The sequence below is a fragment of the Ferrovibrio sp. GW821-FHT12E11 genome (assembly GCF_058806975.1).
On the sequence record NZ_JBXAQG010000001.1, the window covers coordinates 1,321,673 to 1,341,172 of the forward strand.

Here is a 19,500-nt window from a genome sequence, read left to right on the forward strand (position 1 = left end):
GCCTGAATCTTCCTGCGCCGCATTCCGCGAACATCCACCACACCCCGGATCTCCTGTCGCCTGTTGCAACGGAGATCCTTATGGACACGCTTACCACCGCCCCCAACTTCAAGATCACCACAGGACCCCTGCCCGCTTCGGTGAAGCGGTACCAGCCGGGCAGCCTGCATCCCGCTATCCGCGTGCCGCATCGCGAGATCGCCACGCATCCATCGGCCGGTGAGCTGCCGCTGCCGGTTTACGACACCTCGGGGCCTTACACGGACCCCGACGCCGAGATCGACATCAACAAAGGCCTGCCGCGCTGGCGCAGCGCTTCGATCATGGCGCGCGGCGATGTCGAGGCTTACGACGGCCGGCTGGTGCAGCCGGCCGACAATGGCGGCGCCAGTTCGGTACCCGCCTTCCCGCTGCATCCGCGCCCGCTGCGGGCGAAAGGCGGCGTTGCGGTGACGCAGTATGAGTATGCTCGGCGCGGCATCATCACGCCCGAGATGGAATACGTCGCCATCCGCGAGAACGAAGCCCGCAAAGAGCTGACGAAACGCGACGGCGAGGATTTCGGTGCCGAAATCCCCGACTTGGTCACACCCGCCTTCGTGCGCGACGAGATCGCCCGCGGCCGCGCCATCATCCCCTGCAACATCAACCATCCGGAACTCGAGCCGATGATCATCGGCCGCAATTTCCTGGTGAAGATCAACGCCAATATCGGCAACTCGGCCGTCACCTCCTCGGTGGCCGATGAGGTCGACAAGATGGTCTGGGCGATCCGCTGGGGCGCCGATACGGTGATGGACCTTTCGACCGGGCGCAATATCCACAATATCCGCGACTGGATCATCCGCAATTCGCCCGTGCCCATCGGTACCGTGCCGATCTACCAGGCGCTGGAGAAGGTGAACGGCCGCGCCGAGGACCTGACCTGGGAAATCTATCGCGACACCCTGATCGAGCAGGCCGAACAGGGCGTCGATTACTTCACCATCCATGCCGGCGTGCGGCTGAGCTACATCCCGCTGACCGCGCAGCGCGTGACCGGCATCGTTTCGCGCGGCGGCTCGATCATGGCGAAATGGTGCCTGGCGCATCATCGGGAGAATTTCCTCTACACGCATTTTGCCGAGATCTGCGACATCATGCGGGCCTATGACATCAGCTTCTCGCTGGGCGACGGCCTGCGGCCGGGCTCGACCGCCGATGCCAACGATGCCGCGCAGTTTGCCGAACTCGAAACACTCGGCGAGCTGACCAAGATCGCCTGGGCCAAGGGCGTGCAGGTGATGATCGAGGGGCCGGGCCATGTCGCCATGCACAAGATCAAGGCCAACATGGACAAGCAGCTGAAAACCTGCGGCGAGGCGCCGTTCTATACGCTCGGGCCTCTCACGACAGACATAGCGCCGGGCTACGACCACATCACCAGCGGCATCGGCGCCGCCATGATCGGCTGGTATGGCTGCGCCATGCTCTGCTACGTGACGCCGAAGGAGCATCTCGGCCTGCCCGACCGCAACGATGTGAAGGTCGGCGTGGTGACATACAAGATCGCGGCGCATGCGGCAGACCTCGCCAAGGGCCATCCGGGCGCCGCTAGGCGCGACGATGCCTTGAGCCGGGCGCGTTTCGAATTCCGCTGGGAGGACCAGTTCAACCTGGGCCTCGATCCGGAAACGGCAGCGCAGTTCCATGACCAGACCCTGCCCAAGGACGCGCATAAGACGGCGCATTTCTGCTCGATGTGCGGACCGAAATTCTGCTCGATGAAAATCAGCCAGGAGGTGCGCGACGCCGCCCGGATGCAGAATGACGTCGCCCGGACGGGCATGGCCGAGATGGCGGAGCGCTTCAGAAAAGAAGGCGGCGAGATTTACCGCAGCGCGGAATAGCGCTTTTGCGGCCAAAGCGTCAGCCGGCGTCTTGCGCGGCCGGCTGACGCTGCTTACATGGAGGGAGCCCGTCGGCAGAGCGGGCAAAACAGGGGTAGGCAGATGTCACATATTCGCAAAATCATGCAGGCGACCGCGCTGGCCGCCAGTCTCGTTATCGCTCTGGCGCCGGCTCTGGCCGCCGCCAAGGCCGGCGGCAGCACCAGCGCCGGCAGCCGCGGCAGCCGCACCACGCAGTCGGCCCCCGCCACCCCCACCGCGCCGCAGGCCGCCCCGGTCGAGCGCAGCGCCACGCCGCCGACCCAGGCCGCCCCCCGTCCGGCCCAGCAGGCGACGCCCGCGCCGGGCGCTCCGGCGCAGCAGCCCGGCTTTTTCCAGCGCAATCCCTTCATGGCCGGCATGATGGGCGGCCTGGTCGGCGCCGGCCTCGTCGGCATGCTGTTCGGCGGCGGCCTCTTCGGCGGCGCCGGTATGGGCTTTGCCGGCATCTTCGGCCTGCTGCTGCAGGTCGCGCTGATCGGCGGCCTGGTCTGGCTCGGCCTGCGCATCTTCCGCAGCATGCGCGGCCAACAGCCGCAGCCGCAGCTTGCCACCCAGATGGCCGGCGGTGGCGGCGCGCCGAACGACTTCCGCGTCTCGGATATTCCGCCCGCGACCAGCACGGCGCGCACCGACGATATCGCCCCGACCGGCAGCTCGAACATGGGCGCCGGCCTGCAGATCGGCGAACGCGACTTCGAAGCCTTCCAGCAGGCGCTGACCGATATCCAGGCCGCCTGGAGCCAGGCCGACCTGGACGCGCTGCGTAAATTTGCCACGCCGGAAATGGTCGGCTATTTCAGCCGCGAACTGTCGCTGCTGGCCAGCAAAGGCCTCGCCAACCATGTCGAGGCGGTGACGCTCGAACAGGGCGACCTGGCCGAGAGCTGGAGCGAGGACGGCTTCGACTATGCCACGGTGGCGATGCGCTGGAGCGCGCTCGACTACACGCTGCGCACCGACGGCAGCGTGGCCGAGGGCAGCAAGACCGAGCGTGGCAGCAGCACCGAGGTCTGGACCTTCCTGCGCGCCAGCGATACGCCGGACGGCCGCTGGCTGCTCAGCGCCATCCAGCAGCCTGGCCACTAACCAACCCGTGCCCGCGTCACCGCCCGTCTTCGATGAAGCTTTTCGCAAAAAGCTGACCGAGCTGATGGTGTGGCGGCGCGACGTGCGCCGCTTCCGTACCGATCCGGTCCCGATGGCGTTGGTTGCCCAACTTCTGGAGACGGCGGCGCTGGCGCCCAGCGTCGGCAACAGCCAGCCCTGGCGTTTCGTGCTGGTGGAAGACCCTGAGCGCCGGCAGAAGGTGATCGCCAACTTTGAACGGGCGAATAAAGAGGCGCTGTCGGATTACAGCGGCGAGAAAGCCAGGCTCTATGCCGGGCTGAAGCTCGCCGGCCTGAAAGAAGCGCCAGTGCATCTGGCGGTCTTTGCCGACGAGGCCACGGCGCAGGGCCATGGCCTCGGCCGCCGCACCATGCCGGAGATGCTGGATTACTCGGCCGTGATGGCGGTCTACGGCTTCTGGCTGGCAGCGCGCGCCGTGGGGCTCGGCGCCGGCTGGGTCTCGATCTTCGAGCCCGAGGCGCTCACCCGCGATCTCGAGGTCGAACCGGAATGGAAGCTGGTGGCGTATCTTTGCGTCGGCTGGCCCGAGGACGAGGCCGCGACGCCCGAGCTGGAGCGCGCCGGCTGGGAGCATCGGCGCAGCGTGGATGAGCAGATCATCAAGCGGTGAACTGCTGGAAAATGCGGCCTACATACATGTGCTAGTGGGGCGGCAACAAAAACCGCCCCACTAGAGAATATTTTAAGTATCGAACACCCATTCACCAGGTTCGGCTTCGGCCCTGATCAGGATGGTGCGCCTAATTTTCGGTTTTCCGTACTCTTCCACCCAATCAGTCAACTCAAGACCAAGACGTCCGCTTCGATAATTCGCGACGTCCCCGGGCGCAAGCATTGCCAGATCAGGAGTGGCCGCAGTGCGGCCTACAATCGTAGGATCAGATAACGAGACGAGACGATACGTCGATTCGTATTCCATGGCTTTCTCCTTGTATGTGTGTACGCGCCCACGCAGGGCGGCAAGGATGACATGGGACAGGTACGCAATTGATCAAGCCGTCACCCCGGGCTTGACCCGGGGTCCCGTTTGCGGCGGTCGACATATTCACGATGGCCAATATCAGGATAAGAACATAGATAGAACACAGAAGCCGAAAATCAAGGGCCGTTTTTGAGGCGGCCCCTGAAATGGGACCCCGGCTCAAGGCCGGGGTGACGATCGGTGCTGTTACGCCGCCGCTTCCAGCATGGCGGTGTATTTCTCGACGCGGGCATTGGCGCGGGCCTTGGCGTGGTCGTCCTTGGCGTCCTCGAAGTCCTCGCGGGCATCTTTCAGCGCCGCCTCGACCTTCGCACGATCCAGCTTCGACACCGGCACGGCCTCTTCGGCCAGCACGGTCAGCTTGTCATTCGCCACCTCGGCAAAACCGCCAGCGACGAAGATGCGCTCGGCGACGCTGCCGTTCACCGTCACCTCGATGATGCCGTTGCGGATGGTGGAGATCAGCGGGCTGTGACCCGGCAGAACGCCGAAGTCGCCGGCCTCACCGGGCACCACCACCATCTCGGCATCGAGCGCGAGAAGCAGCTTCTCGGGCGATACCAGTTCGAACCTGACGGTCTCCGCCATGGTCTTGCTCCTTTACGCGAGCCTAAATCAGGCCGCTTCGGCCGCCAGCTTCTTCGCCTTGGCAATCGCCTCGTCGATGGTGCCGACCATGTAGAAGGCCGACTCCGGCAGATGGTCGTGCTTGCCTTCGACGATTTCCTTGAAGCCGCGGATCGTCTCGGCCAGCGGCACCTGCACGCCCGGCGAGCCGGTGAACACCTGGGCCACGTCGAAGGGCTGCGACAGGAAGCGCTGGATCTTGCGGGCGCGGGCGACGGTCAGCTTGTCTTCTTCCGACAGTTCGTCCATGCCCAGGATGGCGATGATGTCCTGCAGCGACTTGTAGCTCTGCAGGATCGACTGCACGCGGCGGGCGATGTCGTAATGCTCTTCGCCGACGATGCGCGGATCGAGAATGCGCGAGGTCGAGTCGAGCGGATCGACGGCCGGATAGATGCCGAGTTCGGCAATCTGGCGCGACAGCACGGTGGTGGCGTCCAAGTGGGCAAACGAGGTGGCCGGCGCCGGATCGGTCAAATCGTCGGCGGGCACGTAAATCGCCTGCACCGAGGTGATCGAGCCCTTATGGGTCGAGGTGATGCGCTCCTGCAGACCGCCCATGTCGGTGGCCAGCGTCGGCTGGTAACCCACCGCCGACGGAATACGGCCGAGCAGCGCCGACATTTCCGAACCCGCCTGGGTGAAGCGGAAGATGTTGTCGACGAAGAACAGCACGTCCTGGCCTTCCTGGTCGCGGAAGTATTCCGCGAGCGTCAGGCCGGTCAGCGCGACGCGGGCGCGGGCGCCCGGCGGCTCGTTCATCTGGCCGTACACCAGGGCGACCTTCGAGCCCGGGCCGTCGGTCTTGATAACGCCCGACTCCATCATCTCGTGATAGAGATCGTTGCCTTCGCGGGTACGCTCGCCGACACCGGCGAACACCGAGTAGCCGCCATGGGTCTTCGCGATGTTGTTGATCAGCTCCATGATCAGCACGGTCTTGCCGACGCCGGCGCCGCCGAACAGGCCGATCTTGCCGCCCTTCGAGTAGGGCGCGAGCAGGTCGACGACCTTGATGCCAGTGACCAGCACCTTCTGTTCGGTCGACTGGTCGATATAGGCCGGGGCCGGCGCATGGATCGGGGCGGCATGCTTGGCGTTGATCGGGCCGCGCTCGTCGATCGGCTGGCCGATCACGTTGATGATGCGGCCGAGCGTCTCCTGACCGACCGGCACCGAGATCGGGCTGCCGGTGTCGGTGACTTCCATGCCGCGGACCAGACCGTCGGTCGAGTCCATCGCGATGGTGCGGACGGTCTGTTCGCCCAGATGCTGCGCCACTTCGAGCACCAGATGGTTGCCCTGGTTGGTGCAATGCAGGGCGTTCAGGATCGCCGGCAGGTAACCGTCGAACTGCACGTCGACAACCGCGCCGATGACCTGGGTAATGCGACCCGTCTTGTTCGTAGCCATGATGCTGCTCCGCTCTCTTCTTTTCCGTACTCCCAGCGCGCGGTCTTAGACCGCCTCGGCGCCGGAGATGATTTCAATAAGCTCTTTGGTGATCTGGGCCTGACGCGACCGGTTGTAGACGGTGGTCAGTTTCTTGATCATCTCGCCGGCATTGCGCGTCGCGTTGTCCATCGCGGACATGCGGGCGCCCTGTTCGGAGGCCGCGTTCTCGAGCAGCGCCCGGTAAACCTGCATCGACAGGTTCCGCGGCAGCAGCTGATCGAGAATGGTTTCCTCGTCCGGCTCGAACTCGTAGATGGCGCCATGCAGGTCCGGACCGGTGGCGGCCGCATTGCCGGCAACCATGGCCGGAATGAGCTGCTGCACGGTCGGGATCTGGCTGATCACCGACTTGAAGTTGTTGTAGAAGACATGGGCGACGTCGAATTCGCCGGCCTCGAACATCGCCAGCACACGATCGGCGATGTCCTGGGCGTCGGTGAAACCGATCTTCTTCGACTTCGACAGATCGACCGTATCGGCAATCTTGGAGGCATGGTCGCGACGCAGCTGGTCGCGGCCCTTCTTGCCGACGCAGAGGATCTTCACCGTCTTGCCCTGGCCGACCAGCTCTTCGATCTTGCGGCGGGCGAGCTTGACGATGGAGGAGTTGAACGCACCGCACAGGCCGCGTTCGGCGGTGGCGACGATCAGGAGATGCACCTGATCCTTGCCGGTGCCGATCATCAGCTTCGGTGCGGTATCGGACCCCGTCTGGGCGGCCGACAGCGACGCCATGATCTGCGCCATGCGCTCAGCATAAGGACGCGCGGCTTCGGCGGCCTCCTGGGCGCGGCGCAGCTTGCTGGCTGCCACCATCTTCATGGCCTTCGTGATCTTCTGGGTCGATTTGACCGAGTTGATCCGAACGCGCAGTGACTTGAGGCTAGGCATTATGCGCTACCCTTGGTTTGCGGCTCAGGCGAAGGTCTTGGCCAGCTCTTCGAGCACGGCCTTCAGCTTGGCTTCCAGGTCCGGCGTCAGGGCCTGCGCCTCGCGGATGCCCTTCAGCAGGTCCGCATGCTTGGACTTGACGGTGCTCAGCAGAGCCTGCTCGAAGCGGCCGACATCGCCGACCGCAATCTTGTCGAGATAGCCCTTCACGCCCGAATAGATCGAGACGACCTGCTCTTCGACCGGCAGCGGCTGGTACTGGGCCTGCTTCAGCAGTTCGGTCAGGCGGGCGCCGCGATTAAGCAGGCGCTGGGTCGCCGGATCGAGATCCGAGCCGAACTGGGCGAAGGCGGCCATTTCACGATACTGCGCGAGTTCCAGCTTGATCGAGCCGGCAACCTGCTTCATCGCCTTGATCTGCGCGGCCGAACCGACGCGGCTGACCGAGAGGCCGACGTTGATGGCCGGACGGATGCCGCGATAGAAGAGTTCGGTTTCCAGGAAGATCTGGCCGTCGGTGATCGAGATGACGTTGGTCGGGATGTAGGCCGAGACGTCGCCGGCCTGGGTCTCGATGACCGGCAGCGCGGTGAGCGAGCCGGCGCCGTTCTTGTCCGACATCTTGGCGGCGCGTTCCAGCAGGCGCGAATGCACGTAGAACACGTCGCCCGGATAGGCTTCGCGGCCCGGCGGGCGACGCAGCAGCAGCGACATCTGGCGGTAGGCGACGGCCTGCTTGGACAGATCGTCATACACGATCACGGCATGCATGCCGTTGTCGCGGAAGAACTCGCCCATGGCGCAGCCGGTGTAGGGCGCCAGAAACTGCAGCGGGGCCGGCTCCGACGCGGTGGAGGCGACGACGATGGAATATTCCATGGCGCCGGCTTCTTCGAGCGTCTTCACCACCTGGGCGACCGTCGAACGCTTCTGACCGACGGCGACATAGATGCAGTACATCTTCTTGTCGTCGGCGGCGCCGGCGTTGGTGGCCTTCTGGTTCAGGATGGCGTCGATGGCCACGGCGGTCTTGCCGGTCTGGCGATCGCCGATGATCAGCTCGCGCTGGCCGCGGCCGACCGGCACCAGCGCATCGAGCGCCTTGAGGCCAGTCTGCATCGGCTCATGCACGCCCTTGCGCGGGATGATGCCTGGGGCCTTCACTTCCACGCGGGCGCGCTTGACGTCGACCAGCGGACCCTTGCCGTCGATCGGGTTGCCCAGCGCGTCGACGACGCGGCCGAGCAGGCCCTTGCCGACGGGAACGTCCACGATGGCGCCGGTGCGCTTGACGGTGTCGCCTTCCTTGATGCCGCGGTCGTCGCCGAAGATCACGACGCCGACATTGTCGGTTTCGAGATTCAGCGCCATGCCCTTCACGCCACCGGGGAACTCGACCATTTCACCGGCCTGCACCTTGTCGAGGCCATGGACGCGGGCGATGCCGTCACCGATGGAAAGAACCTGACCGACTTCGGAGACTTCGGCTTCGGCACCGAAATTCTTGATCTGGCTCTTCAGGATTTCAGAAATCTCTGCGGCGCGGATATCCATCACGCAACACCTTTCATGGCGGTCTTGAGATTGTTGAGCTTGGTCTGGATCGACGCATCAATCATGCGCGAACCGAATTTGACGATCAGGCCGCCGATCAGCGAGGGATCGACCTTGGCGTTGATCACGACATTGCCGGCAGCAGTGGACGACAACGAAGACTTGATCTGCGCGAGCTGCGCATCATTCAGCGGCACCGCCGAGACGACATCGGCAATGGCTTCGCCGCGATGATGGCTGAGCAGCGTGCGGAAAGAGGCGATGATATCGGCGACCACGAACAGGCGGCGGTTGCCCGCCAGCACACCGAGGAAGCGGCCGACCAGCTCGCTGAAACCGGCCTTGGCGGCGACGGCGGCGATGGCCTTGGCCTGCTCGTCGCGGCTGAACACCGGCGAACGGACCAGACGGACCAGATCGGTCGACTCGGCCAGCATGGTGGACAGCGAGGCGAGATCCTTGGCGACGGCATCGAGCTGACCGGCGTCGCGCGCCAGTTCGAACAGCGCAGTCGCATAGCGGCCGGCAATGCCGGAGACGAGCGTAGTTTCAGCCACGAACGACCCTTCTTCTTACATGGACCGGCGCTGCCGTCCGGACTCGGCCGGGGGAGACCGACCTGCCGCACGACGCACCGCTTAAGACTTTGCACGACTTAAGGAATTTTCGGGGTGGCTATAGCTTTTTTACGGCCCCCCCGGCGCGAAAGCCGCGTTTAACTAGCATACGGGTATGGGGGGCGCAACAGCCCGGCCCGCCGCAGCATACAAGCCTTTTGTCGCAGTGCGTCGCAGGCCGCCCGAATGCTCGCCGGATGGGCGATCTGCGCACGAAAAACACGTCGGAAACAGGCGGCCACAGCCGGCAATCCTGCCATGTCGCGCCATCTCGCGCCAAACCGGACCAAACTTTGCCAAATCCGGCCAGCGCCACGCCATTCCAGACCATCTCCAGCCATCCTGCGCCATCCTGAGCCCACCGCTTTGGCTCATCCCCGCTCCTGCCGCGCCGCCCGCACTTCGTCCAGCAGCGCCTGCACGGCGGCCGCATCTTCGGCCATCGCCACGTCTTCCGCCGCCTTCTTCAGGCGCTGGCGGGTGGTGACGCCGAGCGCCAGCGCCCAGCGAACGGCGAAATCGCCATCCTGGACAGCGCCGGGCTGCCCCGCCAGTCCGGCCTGCGTGCCGAGCCATTGCAGCAGGCGGGCATCCTGCTTCTCGGCCGGCCGCAACAGCTCGGCCGCTTCCTCACCGAGCGCCATGAAACGGAGCTGGATGCGCAGGCGGCGCTGTTCGGCCGCCTGCTCGATGCGACGGCGGAATTCCGGCGAGCGACGCAGGTTGCGCCGGAGCACCGCGACGCCGCAGCCCAGCCGTTTGGCCGCCGCCTCCAGGGTCAGGCCGCGCGCCAGCAGCTCGGCGGCCAACCGCCAGTTCACCCGGCGGCGCGGTCGGCTGCGGTAATCGTCCAGGGTTTTCAATGTATTATCATCGTGCTCCATGGCCTGTGCCTTTCCGGGGAGGAGGATCAGGCCTGACCATAGCACGAAAATAAGAACATTTATAGTATATAATGTGATTATAAACCTAAATCACGGTCGGAGCCGAAAGGCCGGTGAGGCGTTTGCTGTTCCGGGAGCGAAGAGGATGAATGAGCTGTGGCCCATCCTGGTCTATATCGGCCGGCCGAGCCTGATCGGCGGTCTGGCGCTGATCCTGCTCGCCGGGATCGGCCTGGTCGCCACGCGCCGGCATCGCGTGGCCGATCCGCGCGACCCATGGAAGATCTGGACGGCGCGCGCCGCCGGCCTGCTGGCGCTGCTGCCGCTGATCGCCACGCTGCTGCTGGGCCTGGGCGAACAGCTCTCGCCCGGCCTGCTGGAGCAGTACGGCCGCTATCTGGTGCGCCCGGCGAAAGCGCTGCCCGGCACGGTGCTGGTGGCCGCCGTGATCCTGTTCAGCCTGACCACGCGGTTGCTGCCGCCGCGGCGCAGCTGGTATGCGCTGTATGCCGTCGCCTGCATCCTGCTCGGCTTCGGCAGCAGCGTGCTGCTGATCTACGTGGCGAGCTGAGGGCGCGCGGCCGTCCCCCGCCCGCACCGTCATGCCAACGCGTCAGCGGTGGCATCCACGTCCTTGCCAGACGCGCCAAAAAAGAAAGTCGTGGATGCCACGCCAGCGTGGCATGACGATGGGAGGTGATGGAGCGCCCTTACCCCAGCAGACGCAGCAGCACGCTGGGCTGCTGGTTGGCGATGGCAAGGGCTTCGAGATTGAGCTGCTTGGCCGCCTGGCGCGACTGCAGGTTCACGCTCTCCGCCGCCAGATCGCTTTCGACCAGGGCGCCGAGCGCGCCGGTCATCGCTTCCGACAGGTTGTAGACAAAGCTGCGCTGCTGGTCGATGGCGCGCTTCTGCGCCGAGACCGTCTGGGTGACATCGAGCAGGCGGTTCTCAAACGCGCGCAGGCTGGTCAGCGCTGTCGCGGTATCGGGCGGCAGGCCGCTCAGCGCTTCGGTCACATCGGTGGCCGATACCGTCACCACCGAGGGACCGAGCAGTTCTTCCACATCGTCGTCGAGCGCATGCGTGGTGGAATAGCTGAGCAGCGAGCCCGACACATCGGCGACGAAGGTGATCGGCGCGGCCACGCCGTCGCCGCGCAGGATGTTCTTCGAGTTGTAGGTGGCCTGGCCGATATAGGTGTTGATCTGCTCGATCAGCTTGGCCACGTCGTTGCGGTAGACATCCTGCTGCGCCGGCGCCAGCGAACCATCCGCCAGATTGGCGATCTTGGCGCGGATCGAGCCCACCACCTTGTAGATGCTTTCGATCGCCGCCATCGTCACTTCGCCGAGCGCGAAGCCCGACGACAGCGAGGACTGCACCGAGGCATAGGCCTTGATCTTGCTGCGGGTATCCTGGGCGGCGGCGAAAATGGCGGCATCGTCGCTGGCATCGGCGACGCGCAGACCCGTCATCACCCGCTTGGAGGTAACGTCGAGCGCGATATTGCCGCCGCGCAGCGCCGAAAGTGCAGTTAATGCACCCGCGTTTGTGTTAACCGTATTGCCCATCGTCGGCGCCCCCTTCTGCGGGCCCTTCGTATGCAGGTTCACGACAGGCCGGAGCCTGCGACACCGCGTTTCTCGCGGCGTATGACAATTTTTGTACCTGAGGGTTATGCCGCCCGCAATCTGAATCTTCAGCAGACGGCGCGAAACCGCCGCGCTGTTAAGGTTAATACGGCGCGGTTTTGTTAACCACACTCACAGCAGATGCTGGCGGAAGAAGCCGCTCCAGTGCGGCACGGCAATGAAGCGGTCGCCGTGATAGCCGCTGTGGTAGCCGGTGCTGACGCAGCGCGCCATCAGCGCCCGCGTATCCTGGCCCGGCATGCTGGCGCCGCTGTTCAGTTCGGTGACGCGGTCGGCCTCGACCAGCAGGTCGCATTTCGCATAATGCGGCCCGGTGGTGTTGCGCATGCGCCGGTAGGGCGCGTCGAAACTGTGGCCGACGCCGGGCAGCACGACGATGTCGGCACGGCCGCCGCGCCCGTTCATCCACGGCACGTAGCGCTCGCAGTAGCGGCTCGGCGTCTCGTCATCCTCGGCGCCGGTGACGAACAGGAAGGGCGACGCGACGTAAGCATCGCGCGTCACGTTGCGGATGCCGCAATAGCCGTAGAGCCCGACGACCGCCTCGAGCGGCTGCACCCGGAACGGCCGGCCATAGAGCCGCGTGACATTGCGGTCGACGATCTCATGCGCCCATTTCTGCACCAGCGTGATCGCCGCGCCGCCGCCCTGGGATTCGCCGATGCTGCCGATCTTCGCAAAGCCCTGCCCGCGCGCCCAGGCGGCGGCCGTCAGGCTGTCGAAGGCCATGTTGAGTTCGTTGCCGCCCTTCAGCGCAGCGGCGACGTAATCGTTATGCGTGACACTGATGCCGCGCGGCGACCAGTGATCGATCACCAGGGCGGCGAAGCCGTCCTTGCGCAGCGCATCGGCATATTCGAACAGCCGCGAATCCAGCCCCTGCGAGCCATGGCTGACCAGCACCAGCGCCGTGGCGACCGTATCCTTGGGCCGGAAGAGATAGCCGACACCCGGCAGGCGGTTGCAGATCACCGGCTGGCCGGTGCAGGCGACGCTGTCCCAGGTGACGCGCTCACCGGTCTGGATGCTGGCGCGATCCGCGGTGGTGACGCAGCCGGCGAGCAGGAGGCCGAGCAACACGGCGGCGACGGAACGCATCATTTCGTCAGCACGCGCTGGACCGCCTTCTGCCAGCCCTCGTAGAGCTGGGCCCGCATCGCGGCATTCATGCGCGGCTCGAAGCGGCGCTCGCAATGCCAGCCATAAGCCACCGCATCCAGCCCGGCATAGACGTCGGTGGCCAGACCGGCGAGATAGGCGGCGCCGAGCGCCGTGGTCTCGATCACCTTCGGGCGTTCGACCGCGACATTCAGCATGTCGGCGAGGAACTGGCAGAGCCAGTCATTGGCCACCATGCCGCCATCGACACGGATGGCGGCCGGCGCCGGCGCGCCATCGGATTTCATCGCCGCGGTCAGGTCGCGGGTCTGGTAGGCCACCGATTCCAGCGTGGCGCGGGCAATATGCGCGCGTCCGGCATCGAGCGTGAGGCCAAGCAGCGCACCGCGCGCATCGGGGTCCCAGTAGGGCGCACCCAGGCCGACAAAGGCCGGCACCAGATAGACGCCGTGGTTTTCCGGCGCGCTGGCCGCGAGTGTTGCTGTCTCGGCGGCGCTGCCGACGATGCCGAGCCCGTCGCGCAGCCATTTCACGGCGGCGCCGGCGACGAAGATCGAGCCTTCCAGCGCATAGGTGACCTTGCCGTTCAATCTGTAAGCCACCGTGGTGAGCAGGCGGTGGTTCGACTGCACGGGTTTGCTGCCGATATTGACCAGGGCGAAGCAGCCGGTGCCATAGGTGGATTTGACCATGCCGGGCTGGAAACAGGCCTGGCCGAAGGTGGCGGCCTGCTGGTCGCCGGCGATGCCGGTGATGGGGATGGCATGGCCGAGAATCTCGGTCGTGGTGGCGCCGAACAGGCCGCTGCAATCCTGCACCTTCGGCAGCAGGGCGCGCGGCACGTTGAAAACCTGCAGCAGCGTGTCGTCCCAGTCCTGTGCCGTGATGTCGAACAACATGGTGCGCGAGGCATTGGTGGCGTCCGTCGCATGAACACCAGTCTTTCCCGGGCCGCCGGTCAGGCGGAACAGCAGGAAGGAATCGATGGTACCGAAGCAGAGCTCGCCTTTTTCCGCCCGCGCCCGCGCACCCGGCACGTTATCCAGCAGCCAGGCGATCTTGGTGGCGGAGAAATAGCTGTCGACCAGCAGGCCGGTCTTGGCCTGGACCAGGCTGCCGACGCCATCGGCCACCTTGCGGCGGCAGACCTCGGCCGTGCGGCGGTCCTGCCAGACGATGGCATGGTGGATCGGACGGCCGCTGCTGCGTTCCCAGACCACGGTGGTTTCGCGCTGGTTGGTGATGCCGATGGCCGCGATATCGGTGCCGCGCAGGCCGGCTTTCGCCACCGCCTCGCGCATCACCTGGCAAACGTCGCGCCAGATATCCTCGGCATCATGCTCGACCCAGCCATCGGCCGGGTAATGCTGCCGCAGCTCGGTCTGCGCGGTGGCGACCGGCAGACCGGCGGCATCGAAGACGATGGCGCGGCTCGATGTCGTGCCCTGGTCGATGGCGAGGACGTATTTCGACATGACTTACTCTGCGGCTGCGGCGCAGCCTTCCGCCTTGAACACGCGCTTGGTGCTGGCGGGGAATTTCGCCAGCTTGGCGGCCGGGCGGATCGGCCGGCTGACCAGGTTGCCGCCGCAGTTCGGGCAGAGGCCCTTCAAGGTATTGTCGGCGCAACTGCTGCAGAAGGTGCATTCGAAGGTGCAGATCATCGCGTTCTCCGCGTCGGGCGCGAGATCGATGTTGCAGCATTCGCAGTTCGGGCGCAGTTCGAGCATGAGCCTAGACTCCCGGTTATTGCCCTTTGGCAGTGGCGATGGCTTTTTTCGCAATGGCGGTGATGCCGGCCCAGTCGGCCTTCTGCACCAGCTCTTTCGGCGCCAGCCAACTGCCGCCAGCCGCGAAGACATTGGGCAAAGCCGTGTAGCTGCGCAGGTTGGCTTCCGTAATACCCCCCGTGGGGCAGAAGCGCATGCCGGGGAACGGCCCGGCCAGGCTGCGCAAAGCGGGAATGCCGCCGCTGCTTTCGGCCGGGAAGAACTTGGCGCGGGCAAAGCCATGCTCGATCGCGCGCATCACGTCAGACGCCGTGGCCACCGCCGGCAGATAGGGCAGGCCGGTGTCCTTGGCGGTGAAATACAAAGCCTCGGTGGCGCCGGGCGAGATGACGAACTGCGCGCCGGCGAGCTGCGCCGCTGCGAACTGCGCCGGATTGAGCACCGTGCCGGCGCCAACCCTGGCCTCGGGCACCTCGGCGGCGATGCGTTTGATGACATCGAGCGCCGCGGCCGAACGGAGCGTGATTTCCAGCACGGTGACGCCGCCCGCCACCAGCGCCCGGGCCAGCGGCACGGCGGTGGCCGCGTCCTCGATGACCAGCACGGGAATCACCGGCACCTGGCCCAGAATGGCATCCAGGGCCGCGTTGCGCTCTGCACTCGTATCCGGCATGGGTCCTCCCGCTGTTTTTTAGCAGGATAGCCGGGCCGGCAGGCGAATGGCTACTCTTTCGGGCCGTGCCCGGCTCAGGCCGCCATGGCCGGCTGGGCCACGCCGCGGATATAGCGCCGCACGATGGTGTCGTCGCCGGGCCAATGCGCCGGCTGCAGCGTGGTGATCTGGGCCTGGATGCAGCGCCAGGTGCCGTCTTCACGCAGATACGTGTCCGTATAGGTGGTCATGCCGGTGTGTTCCACGCCGTCCTGCAGCCGCGTGCAGCGGTTGGTGGAGCAGACCAGCGCCGTATCGCCGAAAATCTCGATACGCTCGTCGCGATAATCCCAGTAGAGGATCACGGCGGGGTCGAAGCCGGTGGCCCAGGCGGCCAGATAGGGCGCGCGTTCGACCCGTGCGCCGCTGGAGGCGATGTAGACGAAGCGCTCGTGGATCAGCGCGTCATGCGAGGCCACGTCGTTGGTGACGAAATTATGGATGAACCTGGCATTCAGGCTGCGCAGGGTGGTGAGCGGGTCGGTCGGCATGATGGTCTCCGTGTTCGATCTGCGGGGACCATGCCAAAGGCCGGTGCGGCGAAACAATGACGTCAGAGGTCAATTGGGGAGGTCAATCCGCGGCAGCCATCCGGCGCGCCGCCTCGGCGGTGGCGTCGTCGGCCGGGAAGAATCCTTCGATCTTGACCTGTTGTAACGTCACATCGCGTGGCATCGCGAAGGTTGTGAGCGTGACGAAGAAGGACAGCACCTCGGCGCCCAGCCGCAGGCGCATCACGGTCATAGGTCCGTCTGGCATCGGCGCATCGGCAAAGACGGCGGGCATGTCGGGATAGGCGAGCAGCTCGTCGCGCAGGCGGGCCGCGGCGCCGTTCAGGCCCTGGCTGGCCTCGCGCTGCAGCACCTGCAGGAAGGCGCCGACGAATTCGGCCCAGTTCAGCAGGAAGGGCCGCAGGCCGCCGGGATGACAGAGGATATGCATGGCATTCTGCGCCAGCGCCGGCGGCAGCGTATAGGCCGCGCGCATGGCGCCGAAGACCTTCACGGCAGCGGTGTTGCGCTGGCGGATGGTCCAGCCCTCGTCCAGCACCAGGGCCGGATAGGGTTCCTGCTGGGCCAGCATGAAATCCAGGGCGCGCTGCGCCGCCGCCAGTTCCGGCGCGGCTAGGCTGCCGGCGCTGAAGGCCGGGGCATAGCCGGCGGCGACCAGCAGCGCATTGCGCGCCTCCAGCGGGATATCCAGCACATGCGACAGCAGCGTCACCATCTCGCGGCTCGGGCGCGACTTGCCCTTTTCGAGGAAGCAGAGATGGCGGGTGGAAATGCCGGCTTCCAGCGACAGGCCGAGCTGGCTCATGCGGCGCCGGCCGCGCCAGTGCCGCAGCAGGCCGGGGAAATCCGGACCGGCGGGACTGGGGCGTGCCATGGCTGCGCTGCCGCTCATGGGCGCATGCTAGGCCCGCGGGGTAAGTCCGACAATAACCTCTGAGGTCAATGGACGGTGTCAGGCTCGAATGCGTCGCGCGGATCGGGGCCGTAGCGGTTCGGGCCTTTGGTACCGGGGATGAACAGCAGCACGGCGATGACCGCCAGGTCGAGCCAGGGCACCAGCGTGAGCAGCGAAAGCCAGCCGGTCCAGCCGAAATCGTGGCTGCGCCGCGCCACCACCGTCATCTGCAGCAGGGCGAGCAGCGTGCTGATGACCATGGCGACAGCGGTGAACCATGGCCTGTCTGCCAGGTCGGCGGGCATCGCCCGCAGCAGCGGCGCCACCGCAAAGGCCAGATAGGGCAGGATGTAGCCGAGCGCGAACACCGCCAGATGGAAGGCGAAATAGGACTGCCGGCGCATGCGGCGGCGCGGGTCGATGGCAGGCGGCAGGCGGTCAAGCAGAGCCGTGATGGTGGCGCGCAAGGTTTCGATCATTGGCAGCCTCACGCGACCGGCGTGTCGGATACGAGCGGATCGGGGCCGTAGCGGTTGGGGCCGAGCGTGCCGGGGATGAAGATGATGGCGATGGCGAAAATCGTGCCGACAACCGGGATCAGGGCGATCAGCACGGCCCAGCCGGTCCAGCCGAAATCGCGGCAGCGCTGCGCGCCAACAATGGCGGCAGGAATCACCAGCGCCAGATGCACCAGCAGCACCACCCCCACCAAAACATCTGCGGCACTGACAATGCCGCCTATGGCGGTAACCGCTATCTGTACGGCGATCATCGCCAGCAGGAAGAGGAAATAGGATTTGCGGTTGCGCCGGCCGGACAGCGTGAACAGGTCTTCGAAGACAGGTTTCGACATGACGTCGTTTCCTTTTTTTATCTTATTCCTTCAGGCCGCCGGACTTGAGGATGAAGTCGGCGATCTCGGCGACGCCCTGCTGGGCCTTCAGGTTGGCGAAGATGAAGGGGCGCTGGCCGCGCATCTTTTTCGAGTCGCGGTCCATGACGCCGAGATCGGCGCCGACCAGCGGCGCCAGGTCGATCTTGTTGATCACCAGAAGGTCCGAGCGGGTGATGCCAGGGCCGCCTTTACGCGGAATCTTGTCGCCGGCCGAAACGTCGATCACGTAGATGGTGATGTCGGCCAGCTCAGGCGAAAACGTGGCCGCCAGGTTGTCGCCGCCGGATTCGACGAAGATGACGTCGAGACCGGGGAATTTCTTCTGCATGTCGGCGACGGCGGCCAGGTTGATCGAGGCGTCTTCACGAATAGCCGTATGCGGGCAGCCGCCGGTCTCGACGCCGGCAATGCGCTCGGGCGCCAGGGCATTGGCCCGCGTCAGGAATTCGGCGTCTTCCTTGGTGTAGATGTCGTTGGTGACGACGGCGATGTTCCAGTCGTCGCGCAGGTGGCGACACAGCCGCTCGACCAGCGCCGTTTTGCCCGAACCGACCGGGCCGCCGATGCCAACGCGAAGGGGATTGGAAGAACTCATGAGCGGAACAGCCTCGTATACTGGGTTTCGTGCAGCATGGATGTGAGATCGACCATGGGCGCTGCCGTGCCGCAGTCTTCCAGCGCGCAGGCCAGCGCGCAAGGCACAACGGCATCGACCACCGGCATCAGGGCGTTCAGCGCGCGCTGGCCATCGGTCTGGCCCAGCGGGATCAGGCGCACCGCGGCCGAGACCAGGTTGGCGGCAAAGGCATGCAGATAGGCGGCCAGCACGGTGGCAATGTCGAGGCCGTGCGCGGCAGCGGCAACGCCGATGACGATGCAGAGCGGCGTCGGTTTCTCGCTGCGCAGCTGCGCAAAGGCATCGAGGGCGGGATGACCCCAGGCGGCACGGGTGACGCTCAGGAACGAGCCGCCCTGCTGGCCGCTTTCCAGCGCCATCTCCACCGTGCCGCGCCAGGCGGCGGCCAGGTCGCAGAGGTCGTCGAGCTTTGCCGCGTCATCGGCCGCCGCATGGGCTTCCTTCAGCAGCACGGCATCGACCCAGCCGGCACCATGGCGCAGGATATGGCCGATCCATTGCGAAAGATCGGCGGCGGTTTTGATGCGGCCGGTCTCGACCGCGTATTCGAGCCCGTGGCTGTAGGAAAAGGCGCCGATCGGATAGCTTGGCGAGAACCAGGCCAGCAGCCGGTAAAGCTCAGTGCTTGTGGTCATGGTCGTGGTGGTGATCATGACTGTGATGGCCGTCGCCATGATCGTGATCGTGCGCGTGGTCATGACTGTGATCATGCCCGTGATCATGCACGTGGCTGTGGCCACCGGCCTGTTCGCCGCCCTTGCCGTAGCGCGAGCCCAGCCCGTAAGGATGCGAGGGATCGTGATTGTGCTGGCCGTAGGCGCCGCCTTCGGGATCGAAGGGCGCATCGACCGCCTGCACCGAAGCGCCGAGACCCTTCAGCATCTCGACAATGACATGGTCGTCGCGAATCAGGATGCAGTCCGCTTTAATTTCTGCAGGAAGATGGCGGTTGCCCAGATGCCAGGCGAGCCGCGCCAGCAGCTCGGGCGTCGGCGCCGAGACCTCGATCAGCTGTTCGGGCGCCGCCCGCACCTCGATATAGCCGCCGGTCTCCAGCTTCAGTCCGTCGCCATGGCGCAGCACGGTGGCCTCGGCCAGATCGAGCAGGAAGGCGGTGCCGTCATCGGCGGTGAGGCGGATGCGGCGGCGATGACGGTCGTGATGCGCCAAGGTGACGGTGGCTTTGCGCTCGGATGCGGGCCACCTGGTCGCGGGGATGACGTCATGTGATTTCAGCACTGCTTCTCTCCCTCGTCATGCCCGCGAAAGCGGGCAT

The 19,500-nt window shown here is 65.6% G+C and carries 23 protein-coding genes; 4 read left to right on the forward strand and 19 right to left on the reverse strand.

What is annotated here, in order from left to right; translation table 11 throughout:
* The first annotated feature begins 80 nt into the window (after positions 1 to 80).
* From thiC to bluB, 3 genes are all read left to right on the forward strand, one after another.
* Entirely contained in the window at positions 81 to 1,889 is a 1,809-nt protein-coding gene (gene thiC / locus AC1ROT_RS06540) for a phosphomethylpyrimidine synthase ThiC (RefSeq protein WP_492997876.1), read from the forward strand.
* Positions 1,890 to 1,991: 102 nt separating this feature from the next.
* On the forward strand, positions 1,992 to 3,017 hold the full coding sequence (locus tag AC1ROT_RS06545) for a TIM44-like domain-containing protein (RefSeq protein ID WP_492997878.1): 1,026 nt from the start codon (positions 1,992 to 1,994) through the stop codon (positions 3,015 to 3,017).
* A 7-nt stretch (positions 3,018 to 3,024) separates the two neighbouring features.
* Positions 3,025 to 3,669, forward strand: coding sequence for a 5,6-dimethylbenzimidazole synthase (gene bluB, locus AC1ROT_RS06550; RefSeq protein WP_492997880.1), 645 nt, complete (start codon positions 3,025 to 3,027; stop codon positions 3,667 to 3,669).
* A 72-nt stretch (positions 3,670 to 3,741) separates the two neighbouring features.
* Here the strand turns inward: bluB and AC1ROT_RS06555 are convergent, their stop codons facing one another.
* The 7 genes from AC1ROT_RS06555 to AC1ROT_RS06585 form a co-directional block, all read right to left on the reverse strand.
* Positions 3,742 to 3,978 (reverse strand): hypothetical protein, encoded by a 237-nt coding sequence (locus AC1ROT_RS06555; RefSeq protein WP_492997882.1) that lies wholly within the window; start codon positions 3,976 to 3,978, stop codon positions 3,742 to 3,744.
* A gap of 249 nt (positions 3,979 to 4,227) precedes the next feature.
* Positions 4,228 to 4,629, reverse strand: a complete 402-nt coding sequence (locus AC1ROT_RS06560; RefSeq protein WP_492969467.1) for a F0F1 ATP synthase subunit epsilon — start codon at positions 4,627 to 4,629, stop codon at positions 4,228 to 4,230.
* Between the two features lie 27 nt (positions 4,630 to 4,656).
* The gene (gene atpD / locus AC1ROT_RS06565; RefSeq protein ID WP_492969466.1) at positions 4,657 to 6,081 is read right to left on the reverse strand and encodes a F0F1 ATP synthase subunit beta; all 1,425 of its coding nucleotides are present in this window, start codon (positions 6,079 to 6,081) and stop codon (positions 4,657 to 4,659) included.
* Between the two features lie 45 nt (positions 6,082 to 6,126).
* A complete protein-coding gene (locus tag AC1ROT_RS06570; protein WP_492969465.1) occupies positions 6,127 to 7,014 on the reverse strand; it encodes a F0F1 ATP synthase subunit gamma in 888 nt (295 codons plus the stop codon).
* Between the two features lie 24 nt (positions 7,015 to 7,038).
* Positions 7,039 to 8,568, reverse strand: coding sequence for a F0F1 ATP synthase subunit alpha (gene atpA, locus AC1ROT_RS06575; protein ID WP_492969464.1), 1,530 nt, complete (start codon positions 8,566 to 8,568; stop codon positions 7,039 to 7,041).
* Positions 8,568 to 9,125, reverse strand: coding sequence for a F0F1 ATP synthase subunit delta (locus tag AC1ROT_RS06580; RefSeq protein WP_492997884.1), 558 nt, complete (start codon positions 9,123 to 9,125; stop codon positions 8,568 to 8,570). Before AC1ROT_RS06580 ends, atpA begins: the two co-directional genes overlap by 1 nt.
* A gap of 431 nt (positions 9,126 to 9,556) precedes the next feature.
* Positions 9,557 to 10,069 carry a hypothetical protein gene (locus tag AC1ROT_RS06585; protein WP_492997886.1) on the reverse strand — a complete coding sequence of 171 codons (513 nt, stop codon included), beginning with the start codon at positions 10,067 to 10,069 and terminating at the stop codon, positions 9,557 to 9,559.
* A 145-nt stretch (positions 10,070 to 10,214) separates the two neighbouring features.
* On the opposite strand from AC1ROT_RS06585, the gene AC1ROT_RS06590 reads away from it, so the two are divergent.
* Entirely contained in the window at positions 10,215 to 10,640 is a 426-nt protein-coding gene (locus AC1ROT_RS06590; RefSeq protein WP_492997888.1) for a hypothetical protein, read from the forward strand.
* A gap of 139 nt (positions 10,641 to 10,779) precedes the next feature.
* Here AC1ROT_RS06590 and AC1ROT_RS06595 read toward each other — a convergent pair whose 3' ends face one another.
* From AC1ROT_RS06595 to AC1ROT_RS06650, 12 genes are all read right to left on the reverse strand, one after another.
* Entirely contained in the window at positions 10,780 to 11,643 is an 864-nt protein-coding gene (locus AC1ROT_RS06595; protein ID WP_492997890.1) for a flagellin, read from the reverse strand.
* A gap of 192 nt (positions 11,644 to 11,835) precedes the next feature.
* Positions 11,836 to 12,825, reverse strand: a complete 990-nt coding sequence (locus tag AC1ROT_RS06600) for a dienelactone hydrolase family protein (protein WP_492997892.1) — start codon at positions 12,823 to 12,825, stop codon at positions 11,836 to 11,838.
* A complete protein-coding gene (gene glpK / locus AC1ROT_RS06605; protein ID WP_492997894.1) occupies positions 12,822 to 14,318 on the reverse strand; it encodes a glycerol kinase GlpK in 1,497 nt (498 codons plus the stop codon). The genes AC1ROT_RS06600 and glpK overlap by 4 nt, the downstream gene beginning before the upstream one ends.
* A gap of 3 nt (positions 14,319 to 14,321) precedes the next feature.
* Positions 14,322 to 14,573, reverse strand: coding sequence for a DUF1272 domain-containing protein (locus tag AC1ROT_RS06610; protein WP_492997895.1), 252 nt, complete (start codon positions 14,571 to 14,573; stop codon positions 14,322 to 14,324).
* A gap of 16 nt (positions 14,574 to 14,589) precedes the next feature.
* On the reverse strand, positions 14,590 to 15,246 hold the full coding sequence (gene eda / locus AC1ROT_RS06615; RefSeq protein ID WP_492997897.1) for a bifunctional 4-hydroxy-2-oxoglutarate aldolase/2-dehydro-3-deoxy-phosphogluconate aldolase: 657 nt from the start codon (positions 15,244 to 15,246) through the stop codon (positions 14,590 to 14,592).
* 74 nt (positions 15,247 to 15,320) lie between these two features.
* On the reverse strand, positions 15,321 to 15,776 hold the full coding sequence (locus AC1ROT_RS06620; protein WP_492997899.1) for a nuclear transport factor 2 family protein: 456 nt from the start codon (positions 15,774 to 15,776) through the stop codon (positions 15,321 to 15,323).
* Between the two features lie 82 nt (positions 15,777 to 15,858).
* Entirely contained in the window at positions 15,859 to 16,689 is an 831-nt protein-coding gene (locus tag AC1ROT_RS06625; RefSeq protein ID WP_492997902.1) for an MmyB family transcriptional regulator, read from the reverse strand.
* Positions 16,690 to 16,736: 47 nt separating this feature from the next.
* Positions 16,737 to 17,171, reverse strand: coding sequence for a DUF805 domain-containing protein (locus tag AC1ROT_RS06630; RefSeq protein ID WP_492997903.1), 435 nt, complete (start codon positions 17,169 to 17,171; stop codon positions 16,737 to 16,739).
* Between the two features lie 8 nt (positions 17,172 to 17,179).
* Complete coding sequence (locus tag AC1ROT_RS06635) at positions 17,180 to 17,545, reverse strand: DUF805 domain-containing protein (protein WP_492997905.1); 366 nt, start codon at positions 17,543 to 17,545, stop codon at positions 17,180 to 17,182.
* Positions 17,546 to 17,567: 22 nt separating this feature from the next.
* Positions 17,568 to 18,182 (reverse strand): urease accessory protein UreG, encoded by a 615-nt coding sequence (ureG, locus tag AC1ROT_RS06640; protein ID WP_492969450.1) that lies wholly within the window; start codon positions 18,180 to 18,182, stop codon positions 17,568 to 17,570.
* On the reverse strand, positions 18,179 to 18,922 hold the full coding sequence (locus tag AC1ROT_RS06645; protein WP_492997907.1) for an urease accessory protein UreF: 744 nt from the start codon (positions 18,920 to 18,922) through the stop codon (positions 18,179 to 18,181). Before AC1ROT_RS06645 ends, ureG begins: the two co-directional genes overlap by 4 nt.
* On the reverse strand, positions 18,843 to 19,463 hold the full coding sequence (locus AC1ROT_RS06650; protein WP_492997909.1) for an urease accessory protein UreE: 621 nt from the start codon (positions 19,461 to 19,463) through the stop codon (positions 18,843 to 18,845). The genes AC1ROT_RS06645 and AC1ROT_RS06650 overlap by 80 nt, the downstream gene beginning before the upstream one ends.
* Between the last annotated feature and the right edge of the window lie 37 nt (positions 19,464 to 19,500).